This window comes from Massilia sp. GCM10023247, from assembly GCF_042653325.1.
Lineage (GTDB): Bacteria > Pseudomonadota > Gammaproteobacteria > Burkholderiales > Burkholderiaceae_D > Telluria.
In genome coordinates, this window is the sequence record NZ_JBHSIB010000002.1 from 50,168 (window position 1) to 74,311 (window position 24,144).

Genomic DNA, 24,144 nt, shown 5'->3' on the forward strand with positions numbered 1-24,144 from the left:
GCCCTGCGGGCACCTAGCCGCAGCAATAAGAATAACGAGAATTCGATGCGCAAATATTTCCTCACCGGCCTCCTGATCCTGGTCCCGCTGGCAATCACGGCCTGGGTCCTGAACCTGGTCATCGGTACGCTCGACCAGTCGCTGCTGTTCGTGCCCGAGCGCTGGCAGCCGCGTAACGTGATCGGCATGGACGTGCCCGGCATCGGCGCGATCCTGACGATCGCCATCGTCTTCCTGACGGGCCTGCTGACGAACAACCTGGTCGGCAACTATGTCGTGCGCCTGGGCGAACGCCTGCTCAAGCGCATCCCGGTGGTCAGCTCGCTCTACGGCAGCGTCAAGCAGGTCTCCGACACCCTGTTTTCGTCGTCCGGCAACGCCTTCCGCCAGGCCGTGCTGATTCCTTATCCGCACGCCGAGTCGTATACGATCGCCTTCCTGACCGGTGTGCCCGGCGGCGACGTGAAGAACCACCTGGTCGGAGAATACGTCAGCGTCTACGTGCCGACGACTCCGAACCCGACCTCCGGCTTTTTCCTGATGATGGAACGCAGCAAGGTCGTCGAGCTGGACATGACGGTCGACGCGGCGCTGAAATACATCGTCTCGATGGGCGTGGTGGCGCCAAACGACGCCACCGTTCCGGCCGTCCCTGAGAATGCCTCCGTGAAGCGCGACGCCGTTACGCATTAAGGCCGGCTATGCGTGGAGTCGGGACTCCACCCTACAACTAAAAAATAGCAAGCATCTGGGCCGCCGCTGGCGGTGCAACCGATACACCAACCTGGAATAGAGAAAAATATGTCCTCCATGCGTACCAACTACTGCGGCCTCGTCACCGAAGAACTGCTGGGCCAAACCGTCAGCCTGTGCGGCTGGGTACATCGCCGCCGCGACCACGGTGGCGTCATCTTCATCGACCTGCGCGACCGTGAAGGCCTGGTGCAGGTGGTCTGCCATCCGGACAACGCCGACGTCTTCAAGGCCGCCGAACACGTGCGCAACGAGTACTGCCTGCGCGTCACCGGCACCGTCGTCAACCGCCTGGAAGGCACGGCCAACGCCAACCTGAAGTCGGGCAAGATCGAGATCAACACGACGCAGCTCGAAGTGCTGAACGCCTCGGTGCCGGTGCCGTTCCAGCTGGACGACGACAACCTGTCGGAAACGACCCGCCTGACGCACCGCGTGCTCGACCTGCGCCGCCAGCAGATGCAGCACAACCTGCGCCTGCGCTATAAAGTGTCGATGGAAGTGCGCAAGTACCTCGACAACCTGGGCTTCATCGACATCGAGACCCCGATGCTGACCAAGTCGACCCCGGAAGGAGCACGCGACTACCTGGTGCCGTCGCGCGTCAACCCTGGTACCTTCTTCGCGCTGCCGCAATCGCCGCAGCTGTTCAAGCAGCTCTTGATGGTCGCCAACTTCGACCGTTACTACCAGATCACCAAGTGCTTCCGCGACGAAGACCTGCGCGCCGACCGCCAGCCGGAATTCACGCAGATCGACTGCGAAACCTCGTTCCTGACCGAACAGGAAATCCGCGACCTGTTCGAGGACATGATGCGCGTCGTCTTTAAAAACGCCGCCGGCATCGACCTGCCGAACCCGTTCCCGGTCATGGATTTCGCGACCGCCATGGGCAAGTACGGCTCCGACAAGCCGGACATGCGCGTCAAGCTCGAGTTCACCGAAATGACCGAGCTGATGAAGTCGGTCGAGTTCAAGGTCTTCAACAGCGCCGCCAACATGACCGGCGGCCGCGTGGTCGGCCTGCGCGTGCCGCAAGGCGGTTCGATGCCGCGTTCGGAAATCGACGCGTACACCCAGTTCGTTGCCATCTACGGCGCCAAGGGCCTGGCCTACATCAAGGTCAACGAAAAGGCGAAGGGCCGTGAGGGCCTGCAGTCGCCGATCGTCAAGAACATCTCCGACGAGGTGCTGGCACAGATCCTGGAACTCACCAAGGCCGAAGACGGCGACCTGATCTTCTTCGGCGCCGACAAGGCGAAAGTCGTCAACGACGCCATGGGCGCGCTGCGCGTGAAGATCGGCCACTCGGACTTCGCCAAGAAGGCCGGCCTGTTCGAGGACACCTGGGCGCCGCTGTGGGTGATCGACTTCCCGATGTTCGAGCACGACGAAGAATCGAACCGCTGGACCGCGACCCACCACCCGTTCACCGCGCCGAAGGACGGCCACGAAGACATGCTGGAAACCAATCCGGGTGCCTGCATCGCCAAGGCCTACGACATGGTCCTGAACGGCTGGGAAATGGGCGGCGGCTCGATCCGTATCCACCGCGAAGAAGTCCAGAGCAAGGTGTTCCGCGCCCTGAAGATCGACGCCGAAGAAGCGCAGCTGAAGTTCGGCTTCCTGCTCGACGCCCTGCAGTACGGCGCGCCGCCGCACGGTGGCCTGGCCTTCGGCCTGGACCGCCTGGTCACCCTGATGACCGGCTCGGAATCGATCCGCGACGTGATCGCCTTCCCGAAGACCCAGCGCGCGCAAGACCTCTTGACCAACGCCCCGTCGGAAGTCGACGAGAAGCAGTTGAAAGAGCTGCACATCCGCCTGCGCAACGAGCCGAAGGTCGGTTAACCGAGGGAACCTCGATAAACCTACTGCGCGTCGGATTGTCGGCCTGCGATGCTCGCTGTACCCACGTACAGCTGCGCTTCTCGGCCAACACTCCTTCCGCTCGCTACGGTTTCTCGAGGTCCCGTTGCTCTACGGCTGGTTAAAATAGGGGTTGGAGCGCGCCAAGCGAGCTCCAGCCCTTTTTATTTGCGGTTCCCTGGAGAAGCCCAGCGTGTACAAGATTCCTGAATCGGTCCTCGTCGTCATCCACACGGTGGAGCTGGACGTGCTGCTGATCGAGCGCGCCGACCGGCCCGGCTTCTGGCAGTCCGTCACCGGCTCGCTCGACGCGCCGGATGAGCCCCTGCTGGAAACGGCGGCGCGCGAACTGTTCGAGGAGACCGGGATCGTGGCCGACGGCGAGCGCATCCGCCTGATCGACTGGCAGCTCTCGAACATCTACGAGATCTACCCCACCTGGCGCCACCGCTACGCGCCCGGCGTGACCCACAACACCGAACACGTGTTCTCGGTCTGCGTGCCGCGCGATATTCCCATCGTGCTCAGCCCGCGCGAGCACCTGCGCTACGCCTGGCTGCCGCTGCTGGAGGCGGCCGACCGCTGCTTCTCGTCCTCGAACGCCGAGGCGGTCCTGCAGTTGCCGCGGCATGCGGGGCAGGGCGCGGCCGGCAACTCCCCGGTCCCGAAACCATGAAGTGGCTCATCACTAAATACCTGGTCACGGCAGCGGTCGTGGTGCTCGTGTCCGAGGTCGCCAAGCGCAGCGACCGCTTCGGCGGCTTCGTCGCGGCGCTGCCGATGGTGACCTTGCTGACCCTGGTCTGGCTGCACCTGGAAAACCAGCCGGAAACGAAGCTGGCCAACCACGCCTGGTACACCTTCTGGTATGTCGTGCCGACCCTGCCGATGTTCCTGGCCTTTCCCTGGCTGCTGCAGCGGTTCGGGTTCTGGTGGACGCTGGGCGCCTGCACCGTGCTGACGGTGGTGTGTTTCGGCCTGTTTGCACTGGTCGTAAAACGCTTCGGCATCGCACTGCTGTAAGCGGTCCCTGCGCAGCGCTGGAAGTGTGATTAAAATCGTTCGTCTGATCCTGCCCCTGGAGTAGTCTGGTCAAATGGACAATCATCACACGGACCCGGCCGTCTCCCGCCACTGGGACCTCGGCCCCATCATCGACGCGCTGCGCACCTCGCGCGAATCGACCCACAACATCCGCCACCAGGGGCGCGTGCGCGAGCTGCCCTCGCGCGCCGTGCTCCAACAGGTGATCGAAGGCGTCTCGGCAGCGCTGTTTCCGACGCACTATGGACGCCCGGACCTGAACGACGAAAGCATCGATTATTTCGTCGGCGACACGCTCAACGTCGCGCTGGACCTCCTGTGCGGGCAGGTCAAGCGCGCGCTGCGCTTCAATCCCGGCCTGGAAGACGCGGCCGACGCCGAATTGGCCGAACAGGCGCGCGGCATCACCCGTTCGTTCGCCGGCCAGCTGCCCGCGATCCGCGCCCTGCTGGTGTCCGACGTGCATGCTGCGCTGGCGGGCGATCCGGCGGCCAGCTCGGTAGCCGAAATCATGCTGTGCTACCCGGGCACCATTGCCGTGCTGTATCACCGGCTGGCGCACTGCCTGCACCGGCTCGGCACGCCTTTCCTGGCCCGTCTCGCGGCCGACATCGCCCATACCCTGACCGGGATCGACATCCACCCGGGCGCGCAGATCGGGGCCAGCTTCTTCATCGACCACGGTACCGGCGTCGTGATCGGCGAAACCGCGATCATCGGCCAACGCGTGCGCCTGTACCAGGCAGTGACGCTCGGGGCCCGCCGCTTCCCGACCGACGCCAGCGGGGCACTCGTGAAAGGCGCGCCGCGCCACCCGATCGTCGAGGACGATGTCGTGATTTATGCCGGCGCGACCGTCCTCGGGCGCATCACGGTCGGTGCCGGCTCGACCATCGGCGGCAACGTCTGGCTGACGCAGAGCGTCGCGCCGGGCAGCAACGTCACGCAAGCGCAAATGCGTAACGCCTGAGCCCGGGAGTCCTGCCCGGGCTGGCAGCACGATGCTTTTCTGACAGCGCGCTGCTCTGCGTGCTGCGCCGCTGCACGCGCAAAGCGACGATTGTCCCGCTATCGACCCGCTTAATTCCCTTGATTCAATGACAAGCGGTCGCGCTTATAAAAGTCAAGATTTATTTGCTTGTAGGTGTAAATACAACACCCGACTTCAAATAGTCCTACAAGCCCTCAGCTTCAAATCGTACAAAAAGTATCTATAAAGAAAACCAAAAGGTGCACATTCGAAACTGAAAGTGGTGCTTTACCTAGTGAAAGATCGTCAGACAGTCGGGAAAACCCGACTAACATGCATACAAATTGATACAATTACGCCCCTTGCTTAAACAAATTATGTAAGGAAACTTTCTTTCTTACATCTTGAAACATGTTCCTGTAGGAAAAATACCGATAGGAAATTCGCTATGTTAGTTAGAGCACAATAGAATCGGCGTTTGACAATTGGAAACGGGTCGAATATCGTCGGTATCTCGCTTGAGCGAGTTTTTGAACTGCAACAGAAAAGTCCAACCAAACGGATTCTGGGAGAACGCACATGGAACAATTCGAAACGAAGCACGAGAAGGTCAAAGCAGTCAGCGTGGACGATGAGTGTTTTTACATCGACCTGCAGTGCGGGTTACGCCTGAGCGGCCCGCGCTTGATCGCCGTGCCGTTATCCGAAGCGGAGCAGCTGGCAGCGCCCCGCAACGCAGCGCTCCGCCAGCATTGGGAAGCAGCGCCTGCGTTTGAATGATCTGCACACGGGGTAGCGGTACCCAGAGACTGCGCCCCGTGTTCGCACGATTGGAAGTTATGAAAAAGAACACGGACTGATGGGGTTAGAATGTTCCCATGAAGATTCGTGTCGCAACCTACAATATTCACAAGGGCGTCTCGTCGTTGCGTAGTACCCCACGGGTGCTGGCACTGAAAAAGGCGATTTCCGAATTCAACGCCGATATCGTGTTCCTGCAGGAAGTGCAGGGGCGGCACGATCGCCACCAGGCACGCTACGGCAACCACAAGCGGGAACAACGGGTCTGGCCCGAAACCGCACAATACGATTACTTCGCCGGCGACTCGCACCATTCTGCCTATGGCATGAATGCGGTCTATGACCACGGCCATCACGGCAACGCCCTGCTCAGCAGTTTTCCAATCGAAAACAGCCATAACCACGACGTTTCCGACCACGCCTATGAACAGCGCGGCATCCTGCACTGCGTGCTCGAAACGCCGGCGGGCAAGGTCCACTGTTATGTGGTCCACCTCGGCCTGTTCGAAGGCGGACGCGGGCGCCAGACGCTGCAGTTGATCGAGGCCGTGCAGCATTCGGCCCCGAACAACGAGCCGGTGATCATTGCCGGCGACTTCAACGACTGGCGCAATACCCTGAGCGACCGCTTGCGCCAGGCGCTGGGGGTGACCGAGGTGTTCGACGAGCTGGGGCCGAAATCGCCGCTGGGCGACATGGTGCGCAGCTGGGCGGGACGGACGCCGCGGCTGGCACCGGCGCGCACCTTCCCGGCCGCCTTGCCCTGGTTCCGGCTCGACCGCATCTATGTGCGCGGATTCAAGATCGACAATGCACAGGTGATGGCCGGCGCCATGTGGGCCAAACTGTCCGACCACGCGCCGATCGTCGCCGAACTGCAGCTGGCCTCGTAGTTGGCATCAGCATGCGCAGCGTGACCTATGTGGCGAACAACGATGTCATCCTGCTTGAAACCGGGCAGGAATTGTTCCCGGCGATGCTCGAGGCGATCGACGCCGCGCAGCACGACATCCTGTTCGAAACCTATATCTTTGCCGAGGACACGGTCGCGCAAGGGATCGAGGCGGCGCTGATCCGTGCCGCTCGCCGTGGCGTCAAGGTGCGGGTGCTGGTCGACTGGTTCGGCACCGGGCACCGGGTTTGTTGCCGCCGCGCCGACGCGTTTGCCGAGGCCGGCGTGCAGTACCGGGTGTTCAATCCCTGGTTCCGGCGCGGCATCGCGCGCACCCATCGCAAGATCACCGTCGTCGACGGCGAAACCGCCTTTGTCGGCGGCATCAATACGAATGACGACATGCTCTGCGACTACGACCCCGAGCGTTCCCTGCCGGCACCGCGCTGGGACTTCGCGGTGCGCGTGCAGGGGCCGCTGGTGGCGCAGATCCATTTCGAGGCCCAGGCCCAATGGATGCGCGCCGGGCACCTCAAGCTGAGGCACCGGATGGAATTGTTCCGCGAGACCCGCCGCGAACTGCGGCGCGAAACGCTGCGCCAGGCGCCGGGCGAGGGCGCGCGGCCGATGCGCGCCGCCTTTGTCGTGCGCGACAACCTGCGCAACCGGAGAACCATCCAGCGTGCCTACCTGCAAGCCATCGGCCAGGCCAGGAAAAGCGTGCTGCTGGCTAATCCCTATTTCGCGCCTGGCCGCAAGTTCCGCGATGCCCTGGCACAAGCTGCCCAACGCGGTGTCGAGGTGACGCTCCTGATCGGTGTCGGCGAATTCCGCATGCAGGACGCCGTGGCGCGCTCGTTTTATCCGAAACTGCTGGCAGCCGGCATCCACGTCGTCGAATACCGCAAGACCCAGTTGCACGCGAAAGTCGCCGTGGTCGACAACGACTGGGCCACGGTCGGATCGAGCAATTGCGACGGGCTGTCGCTGTTCCTGAACCAGGAAGCCAATATTGTCGTCAGAAATGCCGCTTTTGCACGCGAAGTTCGTACCCATATCATGCGAGGCATCGCCGACGGCGTCGTCGTGCGTCCGGAGGACTTCGAGGGCATGGGATGGATACGCCGCGCTTCGTATGAAGTGGCTTACCTTCTCTACAAATTGACGATGCGTATATTTGCAATTGGCTACGCATAATGGGTTCGATAAACCTACTGCGCGTCGAACTTTTGGTCTGCGATGCTCGCTGTACTTAAGTACAGCTGCGCTTCTCGACCAAAATTTCTTCCGCTCGCTACGGTTTCTCGAACCCATTGAACAGAAAGACAAGCATGGAAGACAACAACGTACGCATCGACAAGTGGCTATGGGCCGCGCGCTTCTTTAAAACCCGTTCGATGGCGGCCGACGCGGTCGACCGCGGGCGGGTGCGCATCGCGGGCGAGCCGGTCAAGCCGGCGCGCGTCGTGAAGCTCAACGACAAGATTTTCATCGATAACGGTTCCGACCGCTGGGAGGTCGTCGTGCTCGGCATTTCCGACAAGCGCGGCGCGGCGCCGATTGCGCGCGCGCTGTACCGGGAGACCGACGAGAGCATCCAGCGGCGCGAGAACGATTCGGAGGCGAGGCGGCTGTTTCCGGAGCCGGGCAGCAGCATCAAAGGGCGGCCGACCAAGCGGGATCGGCGGGCGATATCGCGGGCGGGTGGAGAGTAGGGCGGCCTTGATGCATCGCGGCTGCGCTTGCGCTGGTTGAACGCGTGCGCGGCGTTGAGGCCGCGTGAATGCAGGCCGTCGGGTATAGCCGCACACCCTACGACGCGTTAGCGTTTATCGGAGGCCGTAGGGTGGGCGGGTCTCCCGCCCACGCGTTCAACCAGCTCACGCACATCCGCGTAGCCTTCCCAGCGCGCCAGTAGAACCCCACCTCTAAGTTCCCGTTTGACATTCCACGGCCGATGGATAATAGTACGAGCGTTCGGATTTTTCGATTCACGCGGGGGACAGTCATCAATACTTCAGCCAAATTCATGCGCAAGGGCGAGCAGACGCGGGCCGCGATTCTCGATGTCGCGCTCGAGCTGGCCAGCCGTAACGGCCTCGAAGGCCTGACCATCGGCTTGCTGGCCGATCGCATGAGCATGAGCAAATCTGGCGTGTTCGCGCACTTCGGCTCGCGCGAAGACTTGCAGATGGAAGTGCTGAAGCTCTACCACCACCGTTTCGAGCAGGAAGTGTTTTATCCCAGCGTCAAGGAGCCACGCGGCTTGCCGCGCCTGGAATCGATGTTTGGGCGCTGGGTCAAGCGGGTATCGGTCGAAATCGCGTCCGGTTGTATTTATATTAGCGGCGCCGTGGAGTACGATGACCGGCCGGGGCCGATCCGCGAAGCGCTGGTGGCCATGGTGCGCGCCTGGCGCGAGGCCTTGCTGCGTTGCGTGCAGCAGACCATCGACTGCGGCCACCTGCAGGGTGATACCGACCCCCAGCAACTGGTGTACGAATGCTACGGGCTGATCCTGGCCCTGCACCACGACGCACGTTTCCTGCGGACTCCCGGCGCCGTCGACCGCGCCAACCGCGGCTTCGCGCGGCTGATCGAGAATTACCGTAATCCCCAACAAGGCAGTCAGGCAGGCTAAGCGCCCGCTCGCGCAGTCTCAGATCGTTTCAACCAGTTTCAACATACCTTACCTTCGTCAGGAGAAAACCATGGGTCAGTACGTCGCGCCAATTCGGGATATGCAGTTTGTACTGCACGAATTCCTCAACGTCACCGAAGAGTTCAAGAATCTGCCTGCATACCAGGAAATCGACGCCGACATCATCAACCAGGTGCTGGAAGAGGGCGCGAAATTCACGCAGGAAGTGCTGTTCCCGCTGAACCACTCCGGCGACCGCGAAGGCTGCCATTACGATGCCGCCACCAAGACCGTGACGACCCCGAAGGGTTTCAAGGAAGCCTATCAACAGTACGTCGAAGGCGGCTGGGCGGCACTGGCTTGCGATCCGGAATACGGCGGCCAGGGCCTGCCGGTTTCCTTGAATAACTCTTTCTACGAAATGCTGAACTCGGCCAACCAGGCCTGGACCATGTACCCGGGCCTGTCGCACGGCGCCTACGAGTGCCTGAAGGAACACGGCACCGACGAGCAGAAGAAGTTCTACCTGCCGAAGCTGGTCTCGGGCGAGTGGACCGGCACCATGTGCCTGACCGAAGCGCATTGCGGCACCGACCTCGGCCTCTTGCGCTCGAAGGCCGAGCCGCAGGCGGACGGCACCTATAAAATCACCGGCTCGAAGATCTTCATCTCGGCCGGCGAGCACGATGTCGCCGAAAACATCATTCACCTGGTGCTGGCGCGCCTGCCGGACGCACCGGAAGGCTCGAAGGGCATCTCGCTGTTCCTGGTGCCGAAGTTCCTGCCGAACGCGGACGGCTCGCTGGGCGAACGCAACCCGATCTTCTGCGGCGCCATCGAAGAAAAGATGGGCATCCACGGCAACGCCACCTGCCAGATGAACCTGGACGGCGCGGTCGGTACCCTGATCGGCCAGCCCCATAAAGGCCTGAACGCGATGTTCGTGTTCATGAACGCCGCCCGCCTGGGCGTCGGCATGCAGTCGCTCGGCCTGACCGAAGTGGCTTACCAGAACGCGCTGGTCTACGCGAAAGACCGCATCCAGATGCGTTCGCTGTCGGGCCCGAAGGCGCCTGAGAAACCAGCCGACCCGATCATCGTGCATCCGGACGTGCGGCGCATGCTGTTGACGGCCAAGGCTTACGCCGAAGGCGCGCGCGCCGTGTGCTCGTATGTCGCGCTGCAGATCGACCGCGAACTGAACCACCCGGACGAAGAAGTGCGCAAGGAAGCCGCCGGCGAAGTCGCGCTGCTCACGCCAATCGTGAAAGCCTTCATTACCGACAACGGCTGGATCGCGACCTCGGAAGCGATGCAGGTCTACGGCGGCCATGGCTACATCAGCGAGTGGGGCATGGAGCAGTACGTCCGTGACGCGCGCATCAACATGATCTACGAAGGCACCAACACCATCCAGTCGCTCGACCTGCTGGGCCGCAAGATCCTGATGGACAACGGCGCCAAGCTGCGCGCCTTTGGCGAGAAGATCAAAGCCTTCGTCGAAGAGAACGGCCTGGATGAATCGATGTCCGAATTCGTGACCCCGTTGGGCGAGCTGGGCGACAAGGTCGGCAAGCTGACCATGGAAATCGGCATGAAGGCCTTTACCAACCAGGACGAAGTGGGCGCCGCTGCCGTGCCTTACCTGCGCGTCGTCGGCCACATGGTGTTCTCCTACTTCTTCGCGCAGATGGCGAAGATCGCATTGGCCAAGAAAGATTCGGGCGACCGCTTCTACGAAGCCAAGCTGGCCACCGCGCGCTTCTACTTTGCCCGCCTGTACCCGGAAACCGCGATGCTGATCCGCCAGGCACGTTCGGGCGCGAACAACCTGCTGGCGCTCGACGCCGACCTGTTCTAAGAACGAGAGGAAATCAACCATGACCAATTTCACCGTCAAGAAAGTCGCCGTCCTGGGCGCGGGCGTGATGGGCGCGCAGATCGCGGCCCACTGCGTCAACGCCAAGGTGCCTGTCGTCCTGTTCGACCTGCCGGCGAAGGAAGGACCAAAGAACGGCATCGTCCTGCGCGCCATCGAAAACCTGAAAAAATTGTCGCCGGCTCCGCTGGGCAACAAGGACGATGCAAGCCTGATCGAAGTGGCCAACTACGAGGACAACCTCGACGTGCTCGCTGGTTGCGACCTGATCATCGAAGCGATCGCCGAGCGCATGGACTGGAAGCACGACCTGTACAAGAAGGTCGCCCCGCACATCGGCGCAAACGCCATCTTCGCCTCGAACACCTCGGGCCTGTCGATCAACAAGCTGGCCGAAGGTTTCGGCGACGAGCTGAAGGCGCGCTTCTGCGGCGTGCACTTCTTCAACCCGCCGCGCTACATGCACCTGGTCGAGCTGATCCCGACCACCTCGACCAATCCGGAAATCCTCGACCAGCTCGAGACCTTCCTGACCTCGGTGCTCGGTAAAGGCGTGGTGCGCGCGAAAGACACGCCGAACTTCATCGCCAACCGTGTCGGCATCTTCGGCATGCTGGCCACCATCGTTGAGGCCGAAAAATTCGGCCTGTCGGTGGACGTGGTCGACGACCTGACCGGCGCAAAACTGGGCCGCGCCAAGTCGGGCACCTTCCGCACCGCGGACGTCGTCGGCCTGGACACCATGGGCCACGTCATCAAGACGATGCAGGACAACCTGGCCGACGACCCGTTCTTCAGCGTGTACAAGACGCCTGAAGTCCTGTCGAAACTGATCGAGAAGGGCGCGCTGGGCCAGAAGACCGGCGCCGGCTTCTATAAAAAGGTCGGCAAGGAGATCCAGCGCCTGGATTTTGCCACCGGCGAATACGTCGCCGGCGGCGCCAAGGCAGCCGACATCGTCGCGCGCATCCTCAAAGAGAAAGACCCGGTCAAGAAGTTCAAGGCCATGCGCGAGTCGACCAACCCGCAGGCGCAGTTCCTGTGGGCGATCTTCCGCGACGCCTTCCACTACATCGCGATTCACCTGGACACCATCGCCGACAACGCGCGCGACATCGACTTCGCCATGCGCTGGGGCTTCGGCTGGAGCGTCGGCCCGTTCGAGACCTGGCAGACCGCGGGCTGGACCCAGATCGCACAGTGGGTGAAGGAAGACATCGAGGCCGGCAAGGCGCTGACCGATGCGCCGCTGCCAAGCTGGGTGTTCGAAGGACAAGTGGCGGAGAAGGGCGTGCACACCCCCGAGGGTTCCTACTCGGCCGCCTCGAACAGCTACGTGCCGCGTTCGAACCTGGCTGTGTATGAGCGCCAGGCCTTCCGCGCACCGGTGCTCGGCGCCGGCGTCACCGACGCCAAGACCGCCGGCACCACCGTGTTCGAGGATGATTCGGTGCGCCTCTGGCACACCGGCGACGAGGTGTTGATCATCTCGTTCAAGACCAAGATGCACGTGATCGGCGACGGCGTCATCCAGGGCCTGAAGCGCGGCCTGGCGGAAGCCGAAAAGGGCTACAAGGGCCTGGTGATCTGGCATAGCGACGCCACCGAAGGCGGCGCCTTCTCGGCCGGCGCCGACCTGCAGTCGGCCCTGCCGGCCTTCATGGCCGGCGGCGCGAAAGCGATGGAGCCGATCGTCAAGGAACTGCAGGATACCTTCATGCAGATGAAGTATTCGAACGTGCCTGTGGTCGCTGCCGTTGCCGGCCTGGCGCTGGGCGGCGGCTGCGAACTGGCGCTGCACTCCTCGAAGCGCGTCGCTGCGATCGAGTCGTATATCGGCCTGGTCGAAGTGGGCGTCGGCCTGGTGCCGGCCGGCGGCGGCCTGAAGGAAGCGGCAGTGCGCGCCTTCACGGAAGCCAAGGGCAACGACATCCTGCAATTCCTGAAGACCGGTTTCACGAATGCCGCCACCGCGCAAGTGTCGAAGTCGGCGCTGGAAGCGAAGGCGATGGGCTACCTGAAGGAGGACGACATCATCGTCTTCAACGCGTATGAGCTGCTGCACGTGGCGAAGGTCACTGCGCGCGCGATGTTCGACGCCGGCTACCGCGCGCCGCTGCAGCGCCCGGTGACCGTCACCGGCCGCTACGGCTGGGCGACGATCCGCGGCCAGCTGGTCAACATGCGCGACGGCGGCTTCATCTCGGCCCACGACTACAAGCTGGGCGACATGATCGCCGAGATCGTGACCGGCGGCGACATCGACCAGGGCAGCGTCGTGTCCGAGCAGTGGCTGCTCGACATGGAACGTAAAGCCTTCATCGAACTGCTGAACAACCCGAAGACGCAAGAGCGGATCATGGGCATGATGCAGACCGGCAAGCCAGTGCGGAATTAATTACAGGACGACTGACATGAGCAAACAACTTCAAGACGCATACATCGTCGCAGCGACCCGCACCCCTATCGGTAAGGCGCCGCGCGGCATGTTCAAAACGACCCGCCCGGACGACCTGCTGGTGCACGCGATCCGCGGCGCCATGGCCGCCGTGCCGAACCTGGACCCGGCCCTGATCGTCGACGCCATCGTCGGCTGCTCGTTCCCGGAAGCCGAGCAGGGTTTTAATATTGCCCGTAACTCGGTGGTGCTGGCCGGCCTGCCGAACACGGTCGGCGGCGTGACCGTCAACCGCTACTGCGCCTCGGGCATCACGGCGCTGGCCATGGCCGCGGACCGCATCCGCGTCGGCGAAGCCGACGTCATGATCGCCGGCGGCGTCGAATCGATGTCGATGGTGCCGATGATGGGCCACCACCCGTCGATCAACATGGAGACCTTCAAGGACGAGAACGTGGGCCTGGCCTACGGCATGGGCCTGACCGCCGAGAAGGTCGCGGCCCAGTGGAAGGTGTCGCGTGAAGACCAGGACGCCTTCGGCCTGGAATCGCACCGCCGCGCCATCGCCGCCCAGCAGGCAGGCTACTTCAAGGACGAGATCACCCCGGTCGAAATCATCACCCGCACGCCGAACCTGGCGACCGGCGAGATTTCGGTCAAGCGCCGCACGGTCGACATGGACGAAGGCCCGCGCGCCGACGCCTCGCTCGAATCGATGGCCAAGCTGAAACCGGTGTTCGCCGCCAAGGGCAGCGTCACCGCCGCGACCTCGTCGCAGATGTCGGACGGCGCCGGCGCCCTGATCGTTGTCAGCGAAAAGATCCTGCGCGAGCACAACCTGACCCCGCTGGCGAAATTCTCCTCGTTCGCGGTGCGCGGCGTGCCGCCGGAAATCATGGGCATCGGACCGAAGGCAGCGATTCCCGTGGCGCTGGCCGCCGCCGGCATCACCCAGGACCAGCTGGACTGGATCGAGCTGAACGAAGCCTTCGCCGCCCAGGCGCTGGCCGTGATCCGCGACCTCGACCTCGACACCTCGAAGGTCAACCCGATGGGCGGCGCGATTGCGCTGGGCCACCCGCTGGGCGCCACCGGCGCGATCCGCGCCGCGACCGTGGTGCACGCACTGCGCCGCAACAACCTGAAGTACGGCATGGTGACGATGTGCGTCGGCGCCGGCATGGGCGCGGCTGGTATCATCGAGCGCGTTTAATTGTCGATCGTGGCCGTGTCGACCTGTGCGTTGATGCGGCCTGCACGTATCGCCGCGTGGGCATGAATGCCGACCCTAGGTAGGGTGGGCACTTGTGCCCACGCGGTCTTTCGTGCGTCCAAAACACCCTGGAGACAGAACCGAATGAGCATCCTCGTCAACAAATCCAACGGCATCCTCACCATCGAATTCGACCGCGTCGAGCGCAAGAACGCCATCACCGGCGCCATGTACACCAGCATGACCGAAGCCCTGCTCGACGCCGAGCAGGACCCGCAAGTGCGCGCCGTCCTGTTCACCGGCAAACCCGAGATTTACACGGCGGGCAACGACCTTGACGACTTCCTGAACAACGTCGGCGAAGGCGCCATGACCGAAGACCGCCCGGTCTTCCAGTTCATGCGCGCCCTCGAGGGCTGCACCAAGCCGGTGGTCGCCGCCGTGGCCGGCGCCGCGGTCGGCATCGGCACCACCATGCTGATGCACTGCGACCTCGTGTATGCCGCCGACAATGCCAAATTCTCGATGCCCTTCACCCAGCTCGGCCTGTGCCCGGAATTCGCCTCCTCGCTGCTGGTGGCGCAAACGGCCGGCTACACCCGCGCCGCCGAGAAGCTGATGCTGGGCGAAGCCTTCCTGGCCCAGGAAGCGCTCCAGATGGGCATCGTCGCCCGCGTGCTGCCGGCCGCCGAACTGCTGCCCTTCGCACAAGCGCAGGCCGCCAAGCTGGTCGCCCTGCCGGCCGCCTCGATCCGCGCCACCAAGGCCCTGATGCGCCGCCCGCGCGCCGCCATCGTCGCCGAGACGATCACCGTCGAGAATAAGCAGTTCAGCGCCATGCTGACCGGTGCCGAGGCGAAGGAAGCGTTCACGGCCTTCTTCCAGAAGAGGAAGCCGGACTTTTCGAAGTTCGATTAAGCACAACAAGAAGGAGGCGCTCCGGAGACCGGGCAGCGCCGCCTCTGCCTGCGGACCTGGTGAGTGCGGGTCCCGAGTTTTCCTTCCCCGATCACGACACTGCCCTCGGCGCTCGCCGCCGCCCTTGCCCCCGCTGCTAGTGCGGCGCCGTTGTCCAACGGCGAAATTGCTCAAGAACGATACATTTTAGGCAATAATGCGGCCTCGGCTATACTGTCCAGGTTGCCCTTGCGCATTTCCGTCTGAAGGAGCTTGTGTTGGATGTCCTGATCGTGCTCTCTGCACTGTTGCTACTCATGTTCGCAGCCTATCGCGGCTACAGCGTGATCCTGTTTGCCCCGCTGTGCGCGCTGCTCGGGGTATTGCTGACCGATCCCTCTGCCGTCTTGCCGATGTTCAGCGGCGTGTTCATGGAAAAGCTGGTCGCCTTCGTCAAGCTGTATTTCCCGGTCTTCGTGCTGGGCGCCATCTTCGGCAAGGTCATCGAGCTGTCCGGCTTTTCCAAGGCCATCGTCGGCGCCGTGATCGGCCTGGTCGGCAAGCAGCGTGCGATCCTGTCGATCGTCCTCGTGTGTGCGTTGCTGACCTATGGCGGGGTGTCCTTGTTCGTCGTCGTGTTCGCCGTGTATCCGTTCGCGGCCGAGATGTTCAGGCAGGGCGATATTCCGAAACGGCTGATCCCGGCAACGATCGCGCTGGGCGCCTTCACCTTCACCATGGCGGCCATGCCGGGCTCGCCGCAGATCCAGAACATCATCCCGACCACCTTCTTCGGCACCACGACCTGGGCCGCCCCCGTCCTGGGATTGCTGGGCTCGGCGTTCATTGTAGTTGTCGGCATCACTTACCTGGAAGCGCGGCGGCGCCAGGCCGCGAAGGCCGGGGAGGGCTACGGGAGCGGTCACCGCAACGAGCCGGAAGCACTCGACAGCGCCGGCCTGCCCCATCCCTTGCTGGCGGTGTCTCCCTTGTTCGTCGTCGGTGGGCTGAACTGGCTGTTCACGCGGCTCATTCCCGAGTACTTCGGCAATGCCGTCACGATCAGCGTGTCCGGCAAGCCGCTGACGGTGCAGGTCACCCCCATGGTGGCGATCTGGGCGGTCGAAGGGGCGTTGCTCGCGGGCATACTCTGGGTCCTGCTGTTCGCGTTCAAACCGGTGTCCGCACGCTTCGCCGAAGGGTCCACCAGCGCCGTGGGCGGCGCGCTGCTCGCCTCGCTCAACACCGCATCCGAATACGGGTTCGGGGGCGTCATCGCCGCGCTGCCGGGATTCACGGCCGTCACCGGCCTGCTGGAACGCATCCCGAATCCGCTGGTGAACGAAGCGGTCAGCGTCAGCGTGTTGGCGGGCATCACCGGTTCGGCGTCCGGCGGGATGAGTATTGCCCTGGCCGCGATGGCCGATACCTTCATCACTGCCGCCAATGGCGCCGGCATTCCGATGGAAGTGCTGCACCGGGTGGCGTCGATGGCCAGCGGCGGCATGGACACCCTGCCGCACAACGGCGCGGTGATCACGCTGCTTGCCGTCACCGGGCTGTCACACAAGCAATCCTATCGCGATATCTTCGTCGTCTCGGTGCTGATTGCCACCTCGGCCGTGCTGCTTGTCATCGCCGCCTATTACCTGTTCGGGCTGGTGTGACCCTGACAGGGGCGGCTGTCATCGATGCGAAATTGGTGCCGGTATGTTTCCCGACCGCCGGCGCCGGTAGGGCAGCGCCGCTGCCGTGTTCTTGCGAACAGGGCTATCTTCGCTGCTGAATGTGACGTGCGTTTGACTGCAGTGTGACAATTTTTTGACGATTCAGACGCGCTTGGGTTGCGGCGCGGTTTTGCCGGGCATGCTGTCGCACAGGGTCAGCACTGCGCGCACCAGTTCGGCTGGCGCCACCGGCTTGGACAGGTACTCGTCGAAACCGGCCTCCAGCGAGCGCAGGCGGTCTTCGCGGCGCGAGAACGCGGTCAGGGCCAGGGCGCGCACGCCGGCCAGCTTCGGGTTGCCCGAGGCGCGCACGCGGCGCATCAGTTCCAGGCCATCCATCTTCGGCATGCCGATGTCGCTGATCATCAGGTCCGGCTGGAGCTGGTCCATGGTTTGCAAGGCCTCATAGGCGGTCGCGGCGGTGACGATGGTGGCGCCCATGTCGGCCAGCACGTAATGGACGATGTCGAGCGAATCGCGCTCGTCGTCGACCACCAGGATCGTCAGCCCGGCCAGCGCGCCGCTGCTGGCGCGCACCGCGTCGAGGTCGTGCGCCTTGACCAGGCAGTCCGGCCCCGGCGCCTCGTCAGTCGTCGCGCCGAGCAGCGGCATGGTGATGGTAAAGGTGGCGCCCTTGTTTTCGCCGGCGCTGGCCGCCGCCAGCTGGCCGCCCTGGAGTTCGACCAGTTGCTGCGCGATCGACAGGCCGAGCCCGAGGCCGCCGTGTTGCCGCGTCGACGAGGCGTCGGCCTGGCGGAAGCGATCGAACACGAAGGGGAGGAAATCGGGCTTGATGCCGATGCCGGTATCGGCCACTTCGATGACGATGGCATTGCCCTGGCGTTTCGAGCTGATCCGTACACTGCCGCCGCCCGGCGTGAACTTGATGGCGTTCGACAGCAGATTCGTCATCACCTGCTGCAGGCGGCCGGCGTCGGCCGCGAGCGGGCCCGCATGGCTTTCGATTTGCGTCTCCAGGCGCACGCCCTTGGCGATCGCACTCGGGCGCACCGTTTCCACGGCGGCGGAGATGAAATCCGAGGGCCAGGTGCGGTCGACCTGGATGCGGATCTTGCCGGCGAGCAGGCGGCTCATGTCGAGCATGTCCTCGATCAGCTGGGCCTGTGCGCGCGCATTGCGTTCGATCGTCTGCAGGCCGCGCCGCAGCATCTTTTCGTCCTTGCCGCCCTCCATCAGCAGCTGCGCCCAGCCCAGCATGGCGTTGAGCGGCGTGCGCAGCTCGTGCGACAGGGTGGAGAGGAATTCGTCCTTCATGTCGGACAGGCGCTCGGCTTCGACGCGCGCCTTTTGCTCGTGCCGGTAGAGGGCTTCGCGCTCGGCCGAGGTGGCCAGCGAGGCGGCCAGGATGCGCGAGCGGTCTTCCAGGCGCGAATCGTAGACTGCGATCAGGGTGGCGATCGTCAGCAGCAGCAGGGCGGTCACCGTCACCATCGCAGCGAGCAAGTCCTGGCTGATGCCGGCGTCGGCGACGAGACAGATAGCGCCCGGCTGGAAATGCGCCGCCTCCATGCCGGTGTAATGCATGCCGACGATGGCAAAGCCCATCACGACGGCCGCAGCCAATTGGGTGCGCCTGCCGCGCCCATGCCGGTCGCGCAGGTAAAACGCGATCCACAGCGCGCCGGCCGAGGCGCCGATGGCGATCGCGACCGAAGCGGCGAACAGCAGCGGATCGTATTCGATGCCGGGACGCATGCGCATCGCCGCCATGCCGGTGTAATGCATGGCGTTGATGCCCAGACCCATCAGGACGGCGCTGATCGCGAAATGGCTGGCAGTGGGCGTCGGGCGGCTGATCATCGACATCGCAAGCAGCGAGGCCAGCACCGGTAACACCCAGGAGACGAAGGTGATCGCGGCGTCGTAGCCGACCGGAAAGGGCAGGCGGAAAGCCTGCATGCCGATGAAATGCATGGCCCAGATGCCGGTGCCCATGGCGAAGGCGCCGCAGCCCATCCACCAGTAGGTGGCCTGCCCGTGCGAATGGCGCACGCGTTCGGCCAGGCTCAGCGCAGTATAGGAAGCGTAAATCGCGACCAGGATCGACACCACGACAAGCGTTGGTTCGTAATGTCCAAGTGACATGGCAGATTGAGCATCGCCGGCAGCACCGGCCAACGAAAGAGAAGAGCGAAAAGCTCAGTCTACACGGGCGCCGCCGTATTCACAGGGAATTTCCGTGGCGCAATTTCCGAATGGCGCGCCGCTACAACACCGTTGCGCAGTCCGTGCTCAGCGCTTGAGGATGACGGCCGCCATGGCCGCGACCACGCCTGCCGCAGCAAACGCCCAGGGCGCGATGCGCAGTTCGCCCACCTGCCAGGCCGGTATCGCCAGCGGCCCGGATACCGGGCGGCCACCGTCGCGCTGGGCGTCGGCGGCCCGGGCGGCGGCCGCTTCGGTTTCGTACAAGCTCGAAAAACGTTCGAGGTCGACCGGGTTGAGGGTGGCCATGAAGGCCACGATCTGGTCGTGCTGGTCGAGCCGCACCTGGTAATGGTTGCGCCCGGCCGCCACGGCGCCGCGCAAGTGGGCGGCTTCCTTTTCGACCAGTTCGCGTACGCTTTCCCGCGTAATGACGGGAAGAACGACCTTTGGTCGCTCAACGCTTCGCCTCTCGGTTTGCACGTGCTGTCTCTCTCGGTAATGCTGTCTGAATGCGGAGTCTACGTCGTCGCCTGTATCGTTGCCAACACACTTGGCACCGAATTCTGTCGAAACGTCGCGTTAAAAGTAGTCTTCAGCCGATAATTCGAACTAGAATTTCCTTTCGGAAAATTATCTTTCGCCGCGTTATTGCTTTGCCATCCTGCTTGCTGCGCCTGCCGCATTCATCCTGATGGAGATTCCCATCCGCCGGCGACGCAGAAACGAGCACCCCATTGAACGACATCACCGATGCGGCACGCCTGGCAAGGCTGGCCGAAGAAAATACTGCTTTGATCGAAAATTCGCTCGACCTGATTGCCCTGGTCGATGCCGAAGGCCGTTTCCTGCGCGTAAACAACGCGGTGACCGCGATCCTCGGCTACCTGCCCGAGGAATTGGTCGGACGCAAATACAGCGAGCTGCTGGCCGAGGGCGAGCGCGAAAAATTTCGCGTCCTGCGGGACGAGCTGCGCGGCGGGGTAGCGACCCGTAGCGGCCTCGAACATCGCTGGATACGCAAGGACGGCAGCCGGGTCGTGATGTCGGCATCGATGCGCTGGTGCGCCCTCAACCAGGTGACCTATGCGACGGCGCGCGACGTGACCGCGCAGCACCTGGCGCGCGAGGAGTTGCGCCGCTCGCAGCAGCAATTGCAGGTCATGTTGGAGAGCATCGGCGACGCCTTTTTCGCGGTCGACCGCGAGTGGCGGGTCACTTATGCCAACCGCAAGGCAGCCGCGTTCGTCAACGTCGACCTGGCCGCCAGCATCGGCAAACCCCTGCTCGAGGTGGCGCCCGACCTGCGCCATTCCGACTCGCTCGGTTTTTATGTCGAGGCCATGGCAAGCGGCGTCGCCTGCTCGTTCGAGACGTTCTGGGAACCGTCCGGCGTGTGGGTCGAGGCGCGCGCCTACCCGAGCGCGGACGGGCTCTCGGTGTATTTCCACGACATCACTTTCAAATACGAGGCCGAGCAGGCGCTGCGCAAGAGCGAGCAGCGCTTCCGCAACCTGTTCCAGCACGCCGCCGACAGCATCGTCATCGCCGACCGCGAACTGCGCATCGTCGCCGCCAACGGCCGCGCCTGCAGCAGCTTCGGCTATACGGAAGAAGAGTTCCGCGGCCTGGGCGTGTCCGACATCAGCTGCGACCCTGCGGGCGACGCCGAGGTCGCGCAGGAACTGGGCGAGGGCCAGACCCGGCTGCTGCGGGTCGAAAAACGGAGGAAGGACGGCAGCACCTTCCCGGCCGACGTCCACATCTCGTGCTTCGAGGATGGCGGCAGGGAGTTCTTCCAGGCCATCATCCGCGACGTGACCGAGCGCGAGGAAGTCCACGAGCGGCTGCGCGCGCTGGCCACCCACGATACGCTCACCGGCCTGCCGAACCGGGCGCTGCTGGGCGAGCGGGTGCAGCACATGGTCGATGCCTGCCCGCGCGGCGCGACGGTGGCCATGCTCTTCCTCGATCTCGACCGCTTCAAGGAAGTCAACGATTCGTTCGGCCACGAATTCGGCGACGTCCTCCTGTGCGAGGTCGCGGCGCGCCTGCGCCGGGTGATCCGGCCGAGCGACGTCATCGCCCGCCTGGGCGGCGACGAATTCGTGATCGCCGCCCATTGCGCGAGCGGCCGCGCCGCAGCCGCGCGCATCAGCGAAAAGCTGCTCGAAGTGCTCACCGCGCCGATCAGCATCGCCGGCCAGGACGTGATCATCGGCGCCTCGATCGGCATCAGCCTGTTCCCCTCGGACGCACCCAACAAGGAACAATTGTTCCAGGCGGCAGATACCGCCATGTACCGGGCCAAGGCGGCGGGACGCAACCGCTACCGCTTTTTTGAACCGGAAATGGCGGTCGCCACGCGCGAACGGATGGCGCTGGAAACCTCGCTGCGCCCGGCCCTGGCGCGCGGCGAATTCGAACTGCACTACCAGCCGCGCATCGCCCTGGGCGACATGTCGGTGCTGGGCATGGAGGCGCTGATCCGCTGGAACCATCCGGAGCGCGGCCGCGTGTCGCCGCAGCAGTTCATCCCGATTGCCGAGGAAACCGGCCTGATCGTCCAGATCGGGCGCTGGGTGCTGCGCGAAGCCTGCCTGCAGACGCGTCGCCTGATGGACGAGCTGGGACGGACGATCTGCGTCTCGGTCAACGTCTCGGCGCGCCAGCTGGCGCATCAAACATTTGTTGGCGAGGTCAGACAAGTGTTGGCGGAGACTGGCATCCCGCCGGCCTGCCTCGAACTCGAATTGACGGAAAGCGCGCTGATCGACGACATCGGGCGCACCGCCGGCATGCTGCGCGAACTGCATGCGCTCGGGGTGAAGCTGGCGGTCGACGATTTCGGTACCGGTTATTCCGGCCTGGCCTACCTGCGCAGCTTCCCGATCGACGTGCTCAAGCTCGACCGCTCGTTCGTGCTGCAGCACGACGAGCGCATCAGCGCCTTCGATTTCGTCAAGGCCTTCGTCGACATGGCCCATGCGTTGAAGATGTCGGTGGTGGCGGAAGGCGTGGAGACGCTCGAGGTGGTCGAGTTCCTGCGCTCGGCCGCCTGCGACGAGGCGCAAGGCTATTATTTTGCGCGGCCGATGCCGCTGGACGAGCTGCGCGCGCTGCTGGCCAACGGCGCCGGCGGGCTGGCCTGCGTCGCTCCCTAAAGAGCGCCTAACAAAACCTCCATGGCTGCGTTGCGGCGTCTCGCCGTACACGCGTACTGTCTTCGACGCCGCGTCGGGTGGCCGCATCCCTTGCCCTGCAGGTTTTGTTAGGCGCACCAAGCCTGCTGAACCTGGGCGCGGCCGGCCTGCTCTCAGGGCGCGCCGCCGAGGTCGCGTTCGTGCCCGTCGTCGACCGGTTCCTCGTGGACGGCGGTGAAGCGCTCGGCCGTGGTGCTGTCGTCGAGTTCGAAGCGCGATTCGTCGTCCCGTTCAGGCGGGTCGAGCATGTCGTGGATCAGGGCATCCAGCTCGGGGGTATCCCAAGCCAGGCCGGCGCGCCGGCGGGCCTCGATGAAATGGGTGATTTCGCGTTCCTGTTGAATGCTCAAGGGCAGGCCACGGAACGCGGTGCCCGGTTGCGGTTCGATCATGATGGCTCTCCTGCCGAAGCGGGTGTTCACCCGCATCGCCCAAGCTACGCCGATTCCCCGCTCCCGGGCGCACGCCAGCGCAGCGGTACAGCCCTCGCCGGCGTGCCCGTTCCCTCATCGATATTGCCAAAAGGCTACCGCGCGCTAGGTTCCTGAACGCGGCGATAGACTCCGGCTTGGCTCGAGATTGCGCGGCGCCGGCCTCGCTGCAAGCAGGCGGCGGCGCGCAGAGATTGCCGATGTCAATGTGAACAGGAGCGGCGCATCGGAGACGTGGTGCCGGCTCCTTCCCCAACCCCAGGAGAGCATCATGCAAAAAAACAAAGCTTTGAAAGGACTGCTCGCCGTATCGGCAGCAGCCGCCATGTTCAGCGCCTTTGGCGTCCAGGCACAAACCACCAGCTCCACCCAAAGCGCGGCCGACCTGCAAAAGCAGACCGACCAGGGCACGGCCAACATGACCGGCAAGACCGCCCGCGACGGCACCGTCAACAACACCAGCAGCCAGGGCATGGAAGACCGCAGCGGCCAGGTCGGCTCCAGCACCGCCGGGCAGAGCACCACCTCCGGCAGCGCCGGCCACAGCGGCACGGCGGGCCACAGCGGCACGGCAGGCCATAGCGGCATGGCCGGCCACAGCGGCAGCACCGCCGGCAGCGCCGGCATGAGCGGCAGCACTGGCACGGGCGCCACCGGCATGTCGAGCCAGACCTCGGGCCAGTCCGGCACTGCCGGCGCGACCGCCGCCGGCAGCTCGGCCATGAGCAAGGCCGACAGCAAGCGCATCATGGACATGGCGATGGTGAACATGGCCGAGATCGAAATGGGCAAGCTGGCACAGAGCAAGAGCCAGAATCCGGAAGTCAAGACCTATGCCCAGCAGATGATCGACGACCACACCAAGGGCCTGACCGAAGTGCAGACCGTGGCCCAGGCCAAGGGTGTCACCCTGCCAACCGAACTCGACAGCAAGCACAAGGCGATGTCGACCCGGCTGTCCAAGCTGAGCGGCGAGAAGTTCGACCGCGAATACATGAAGGTGGGCGGCGTTGCTTCGCACAAGGAAGCACACGCCATGTTGAAGAAGGACGAAAAGGCTGCCAAGGACTCCGACGTGAAAGCGCTGGCAACGAAGATGATGCCGGTCGTCGAGCAGCACCTGAAATCGGCCCAGCAGATGGCGACGGCCAAGTCGGGCACGACCTCGGGTAAATAAGCCGCAAGGCCAGACGGGCGCGCGGGATGGGAAACCGTCCCGCGCGCTTTACCCGTTTACGTAGGGTGGAGTCCCCGACTCCA

Annotated in this window: 20 protein-coding genes; 17 read left to right on the forward strand and 3 right to left on the reverse strand. The window is 63.9% G+C overall.

The window, feature by feature from the left end; translation table 11 throughout:
• Positions 1-45 precede the first annotated feature (45 nt).
• The 15 genes from ACFPAH_RS00230 to ACFPAH_RS00300 all read left to right on the forward strand — a co-directional run bounded on the left by ACFPAH_RS00230 (position 46) and on the right by ACFPAH_RS00300 (position 17,024).
• The gene (locus tag ACFPAH_RS00230) at positions 46-693 is read left to right on the forward strand and encodes a DUF502 domain-containing protein (RefSeq protein ID WP_379738845.1); all 648 of its coding nucleotides are present in this window, start codon (positions 46-48) and stop codon (positions 691-693) included.
• A 108-nt stretch (positions 694-801) separates the two neighbouring features.
• Positions 802-2,604 (forward strand): aspartate--tRNA ligase, encoded by a 1,803-nt coding sequence (gene aspS / locus ACFPAH_RS00235; RefSeq protein WP_379738848.1) that lies wholly within the window; start codon positions 802-804, stop codon positions 2,602-2,604.
• Between the two features lie 211 nt (positions 2,605-2,815).
• Positions 2,816-3,298, forward strand: a complete 483-nt coding sequence (gene nudB / locus ACFPAH_RS00240; protein ID WP_379738851.1) for a dihydroneopterin triphosphate diphosphatase — start codon at positions 2,816-2,818, stop codon at positions 3,296-3,298.
• Complete coding sequence (locus ACFPAH_RS00245) at positions 3,295-3,645, forward strand: DUF3147 family protein (RefSeq protein WP_379738854.1); 351 nt, start codon at positions 3,295-3,297, stop codon at positions 3,643-3,645. Before nudB ends, ACFPAH_RS00245 begins: the two co-directional genes overlap by 4 nt.
• Positions 3,646-3,718: 73 nt before the next feature.
• Positions 3,719-4,636, forward strand: a complete 918-nt coding sequence (epsC, locus tag ACFPAH_RS00250) for a serine O-acetyltransferase EpsC (protein WP_379738857.1) — start codon at positions 3,719-3,721, stop codon at positions 4,634-4,636.
• A 579-nt stretch (positions 4,637-5,215) separates the two neighbouring features.
• Positions 5,216-5,416, forward strand: a complete 201-nt coding sequence (locus ACFPAH_RS00255; protein ID WP_379738860.1) for a hypothetical protein — start codon at positions 5,216-5,218, stop codon at positions 5,414-5,416.
• Between the two features lie 98 nt (positions 5,417-5,514).
• Positions 5,515-6,330, forward strand: coding sequence for an endonuclease/exonuclease/phosphatase family protein (locus ACFPAH_RS00260; RefSeq protein ID WP_379738863.1), 816 nt, complete (start codon positions 5,515-5,517; stop codon positions 6,328-6,330).
• 11 nt (positions 6,331-6,341) lie between these two features.
• Positions 6,342-7,526, forward strand: coding sequence for a cardiolipin synthase ClsB (clsB, locus tag ACFPAH_RS00265; RefSeq protein ID WP_379738866.1), 1,185 nt, complete (start codon positions 6,342-6,344; stop codon positions 7,524-7,526).
• Between the two features lie 134 nt (positions 7,527-7,660).
• A complete protein-coding gene (locus ACFPAH_RS00270) occupies positions 7,661-8,044 on the forward strand; it encodes an RNA-binding S4 domain-containing protein (RefSeq protein ID WP_379738869.1) in 384 nt (127 codons plus the stop codon).
• A 314-nt stretch (positions 8,045-8,358) separates the two neighbouring features.
• Positions 8,359-8,970, forward strand: coding sequence for a TetR/AcrR family transcriptional regulator (locus tag ACFPAH_RS00275; protein ID WP_379738872.1), 612 nt, complete (start codon positions 8,359-8,361; stop codon positions 8,968-8,970).
• 70 nt (positions 8,971-9,040) lie between these two features.
• Positions 9,041-10,831: an acyl-CoA dehydrogenase C-terminal domain-containing protein gene (locus ACFPAH_RS00280; protein ID WP_379738875.1), complete on the forward strand. Its 1,791-nt coding sequence runs from the start codon at positions 9,041-9,043 to the stop codon at positions 10,829-10,831.
• Positions 10,832-10,850: 19 nt separating this feature from the next.
• On the forward strand, positions 10,851-13,247 hold the full coding sequence (locus ACFPAH_RS00285) for a 3-hydroxyacyl-CoA dehydrogenase/enoyl-CoA hydratase family protein (protein WP_379738878.1): 2,397 nt from the start codon (positions 10,851-10,853) through the stop codon (positions 13,245-13,247).
• 16 nt (positions 13,248-13,263) lie between these two features.
• Positions 13,264-14,460: an acetyl-CoA C-acyltransferase gene (locus tag ACFPAH_RS00290; RefSeq protein ID WP_379738881.1), complete on the forward strand. Its 1,197-nt coding sequence runs from the start codon at positions 13,264-13,266 to the stop codon at positions 14,458-14,460.
• A 144-nt stretch (positions 14,461-14,604) separates the two neighbouring features.
• A complete protein-coding gene (locus tag ACFPAH_RS00295) occupies positions 14,605-15,378 on the forward strand; it encodes an enoyl-CoA hydratase (protein ID WP_379738884.1) in 774 nt (257 codons plus the stop codon).
• A 257-nt stretch (positions 15,379-15,635) separates the two neighbouring features.
• Positions 15,636-17,024, forward strand: a complete 1,389-nt coding sequence (locus ACFPAH_RS00300) for a GntP family permease (protein WP_379738887.1) — start codon at positions 15,636-15,638, stop codon at positions 17,022-17,024.
• A 162-nt stretch (positions 17,025-17,186) separates the two neighbouring features.
• On the opposite strand, the gene ACFPAH_RS00305 is transcribed toward ACFPAH_RS00300, so the two are convergent.
• The gene (locus tag ACFPAH_RS00305) at positions 17,187-19,190 is read right to left on the reverse strand and encodes an MHYT domain-containing protein (protein ID WP_379738890.1); all 2,004 of its coding nucleotides are present in this window, start codon (positions 19,188-19,190) and stop codon (positions 17,187-17,189) included.
• A gap of 147 nt (positions 19,191-19,337) precedes the next feature.
• On the reverse strand, positions 19,338-19,634 hold the full coding sequence (locus ACFPAH_RS00310) for a hypothetical protein (protein ID WP_379738893.1): 297 nt from the start codon (positions 19,632-19,634) through the stop codon (positions 19,338-19,340).
• 353 nt (positions 19,635-19,987) lie between these two features.
• Here ACFPAH_RS00310 and ACFPAH_RS00315 point away from each other — a divergent pair, with 353 nt between their 5' ends.
• Positions 19,988-22,414, forward strand: coding sequence for an EAL and GGDEF domain-containing protein (locus ACFPAH_RS00315; RefSeq protein WP_379738896.1), 2,427 nt, complete (start codon positions 19,988-19,990; stop codon positions 22,412-22,414).
• Positions 22,415-22,566: 152 nt separating this feature from the next.
• Here ACFPAH_RS00315 and ACFPAH_RS00320 read toward each other — a convergent pair whose 3' ends face one another.
• Positions 22,567-22,845 (reverse strand): hypothetical protein, encoded by a 279-nt coding sequence (locus ACFPAH_RS00320; protein WP_379738899.1) that lies wholly within the window; start codon positions 22,843-22,845, stop codon positions 22,567-22,569.
• 310 nt (positions 22,846-23,155) lie between these two features.
• Here ACFPAH_RS00320 and ACFPAH_RS00325 point away from each other — a divergent pair, with 310 nt between their 5' ends.
• Positions 23,156-24,061: a DUF4142 domain-containing protein gene (locus tag ACFPAH_RS00325; RefSeq protein ID WP_379738901.1), complete on the forward strand. Its 906-nt coding sequence runs from the start codon at positions 23,156-23,158 to the stop codon at positions 24,059-24,061.
• Positions 24,062-24,144 lie beyond the last annotated feature (83 nt).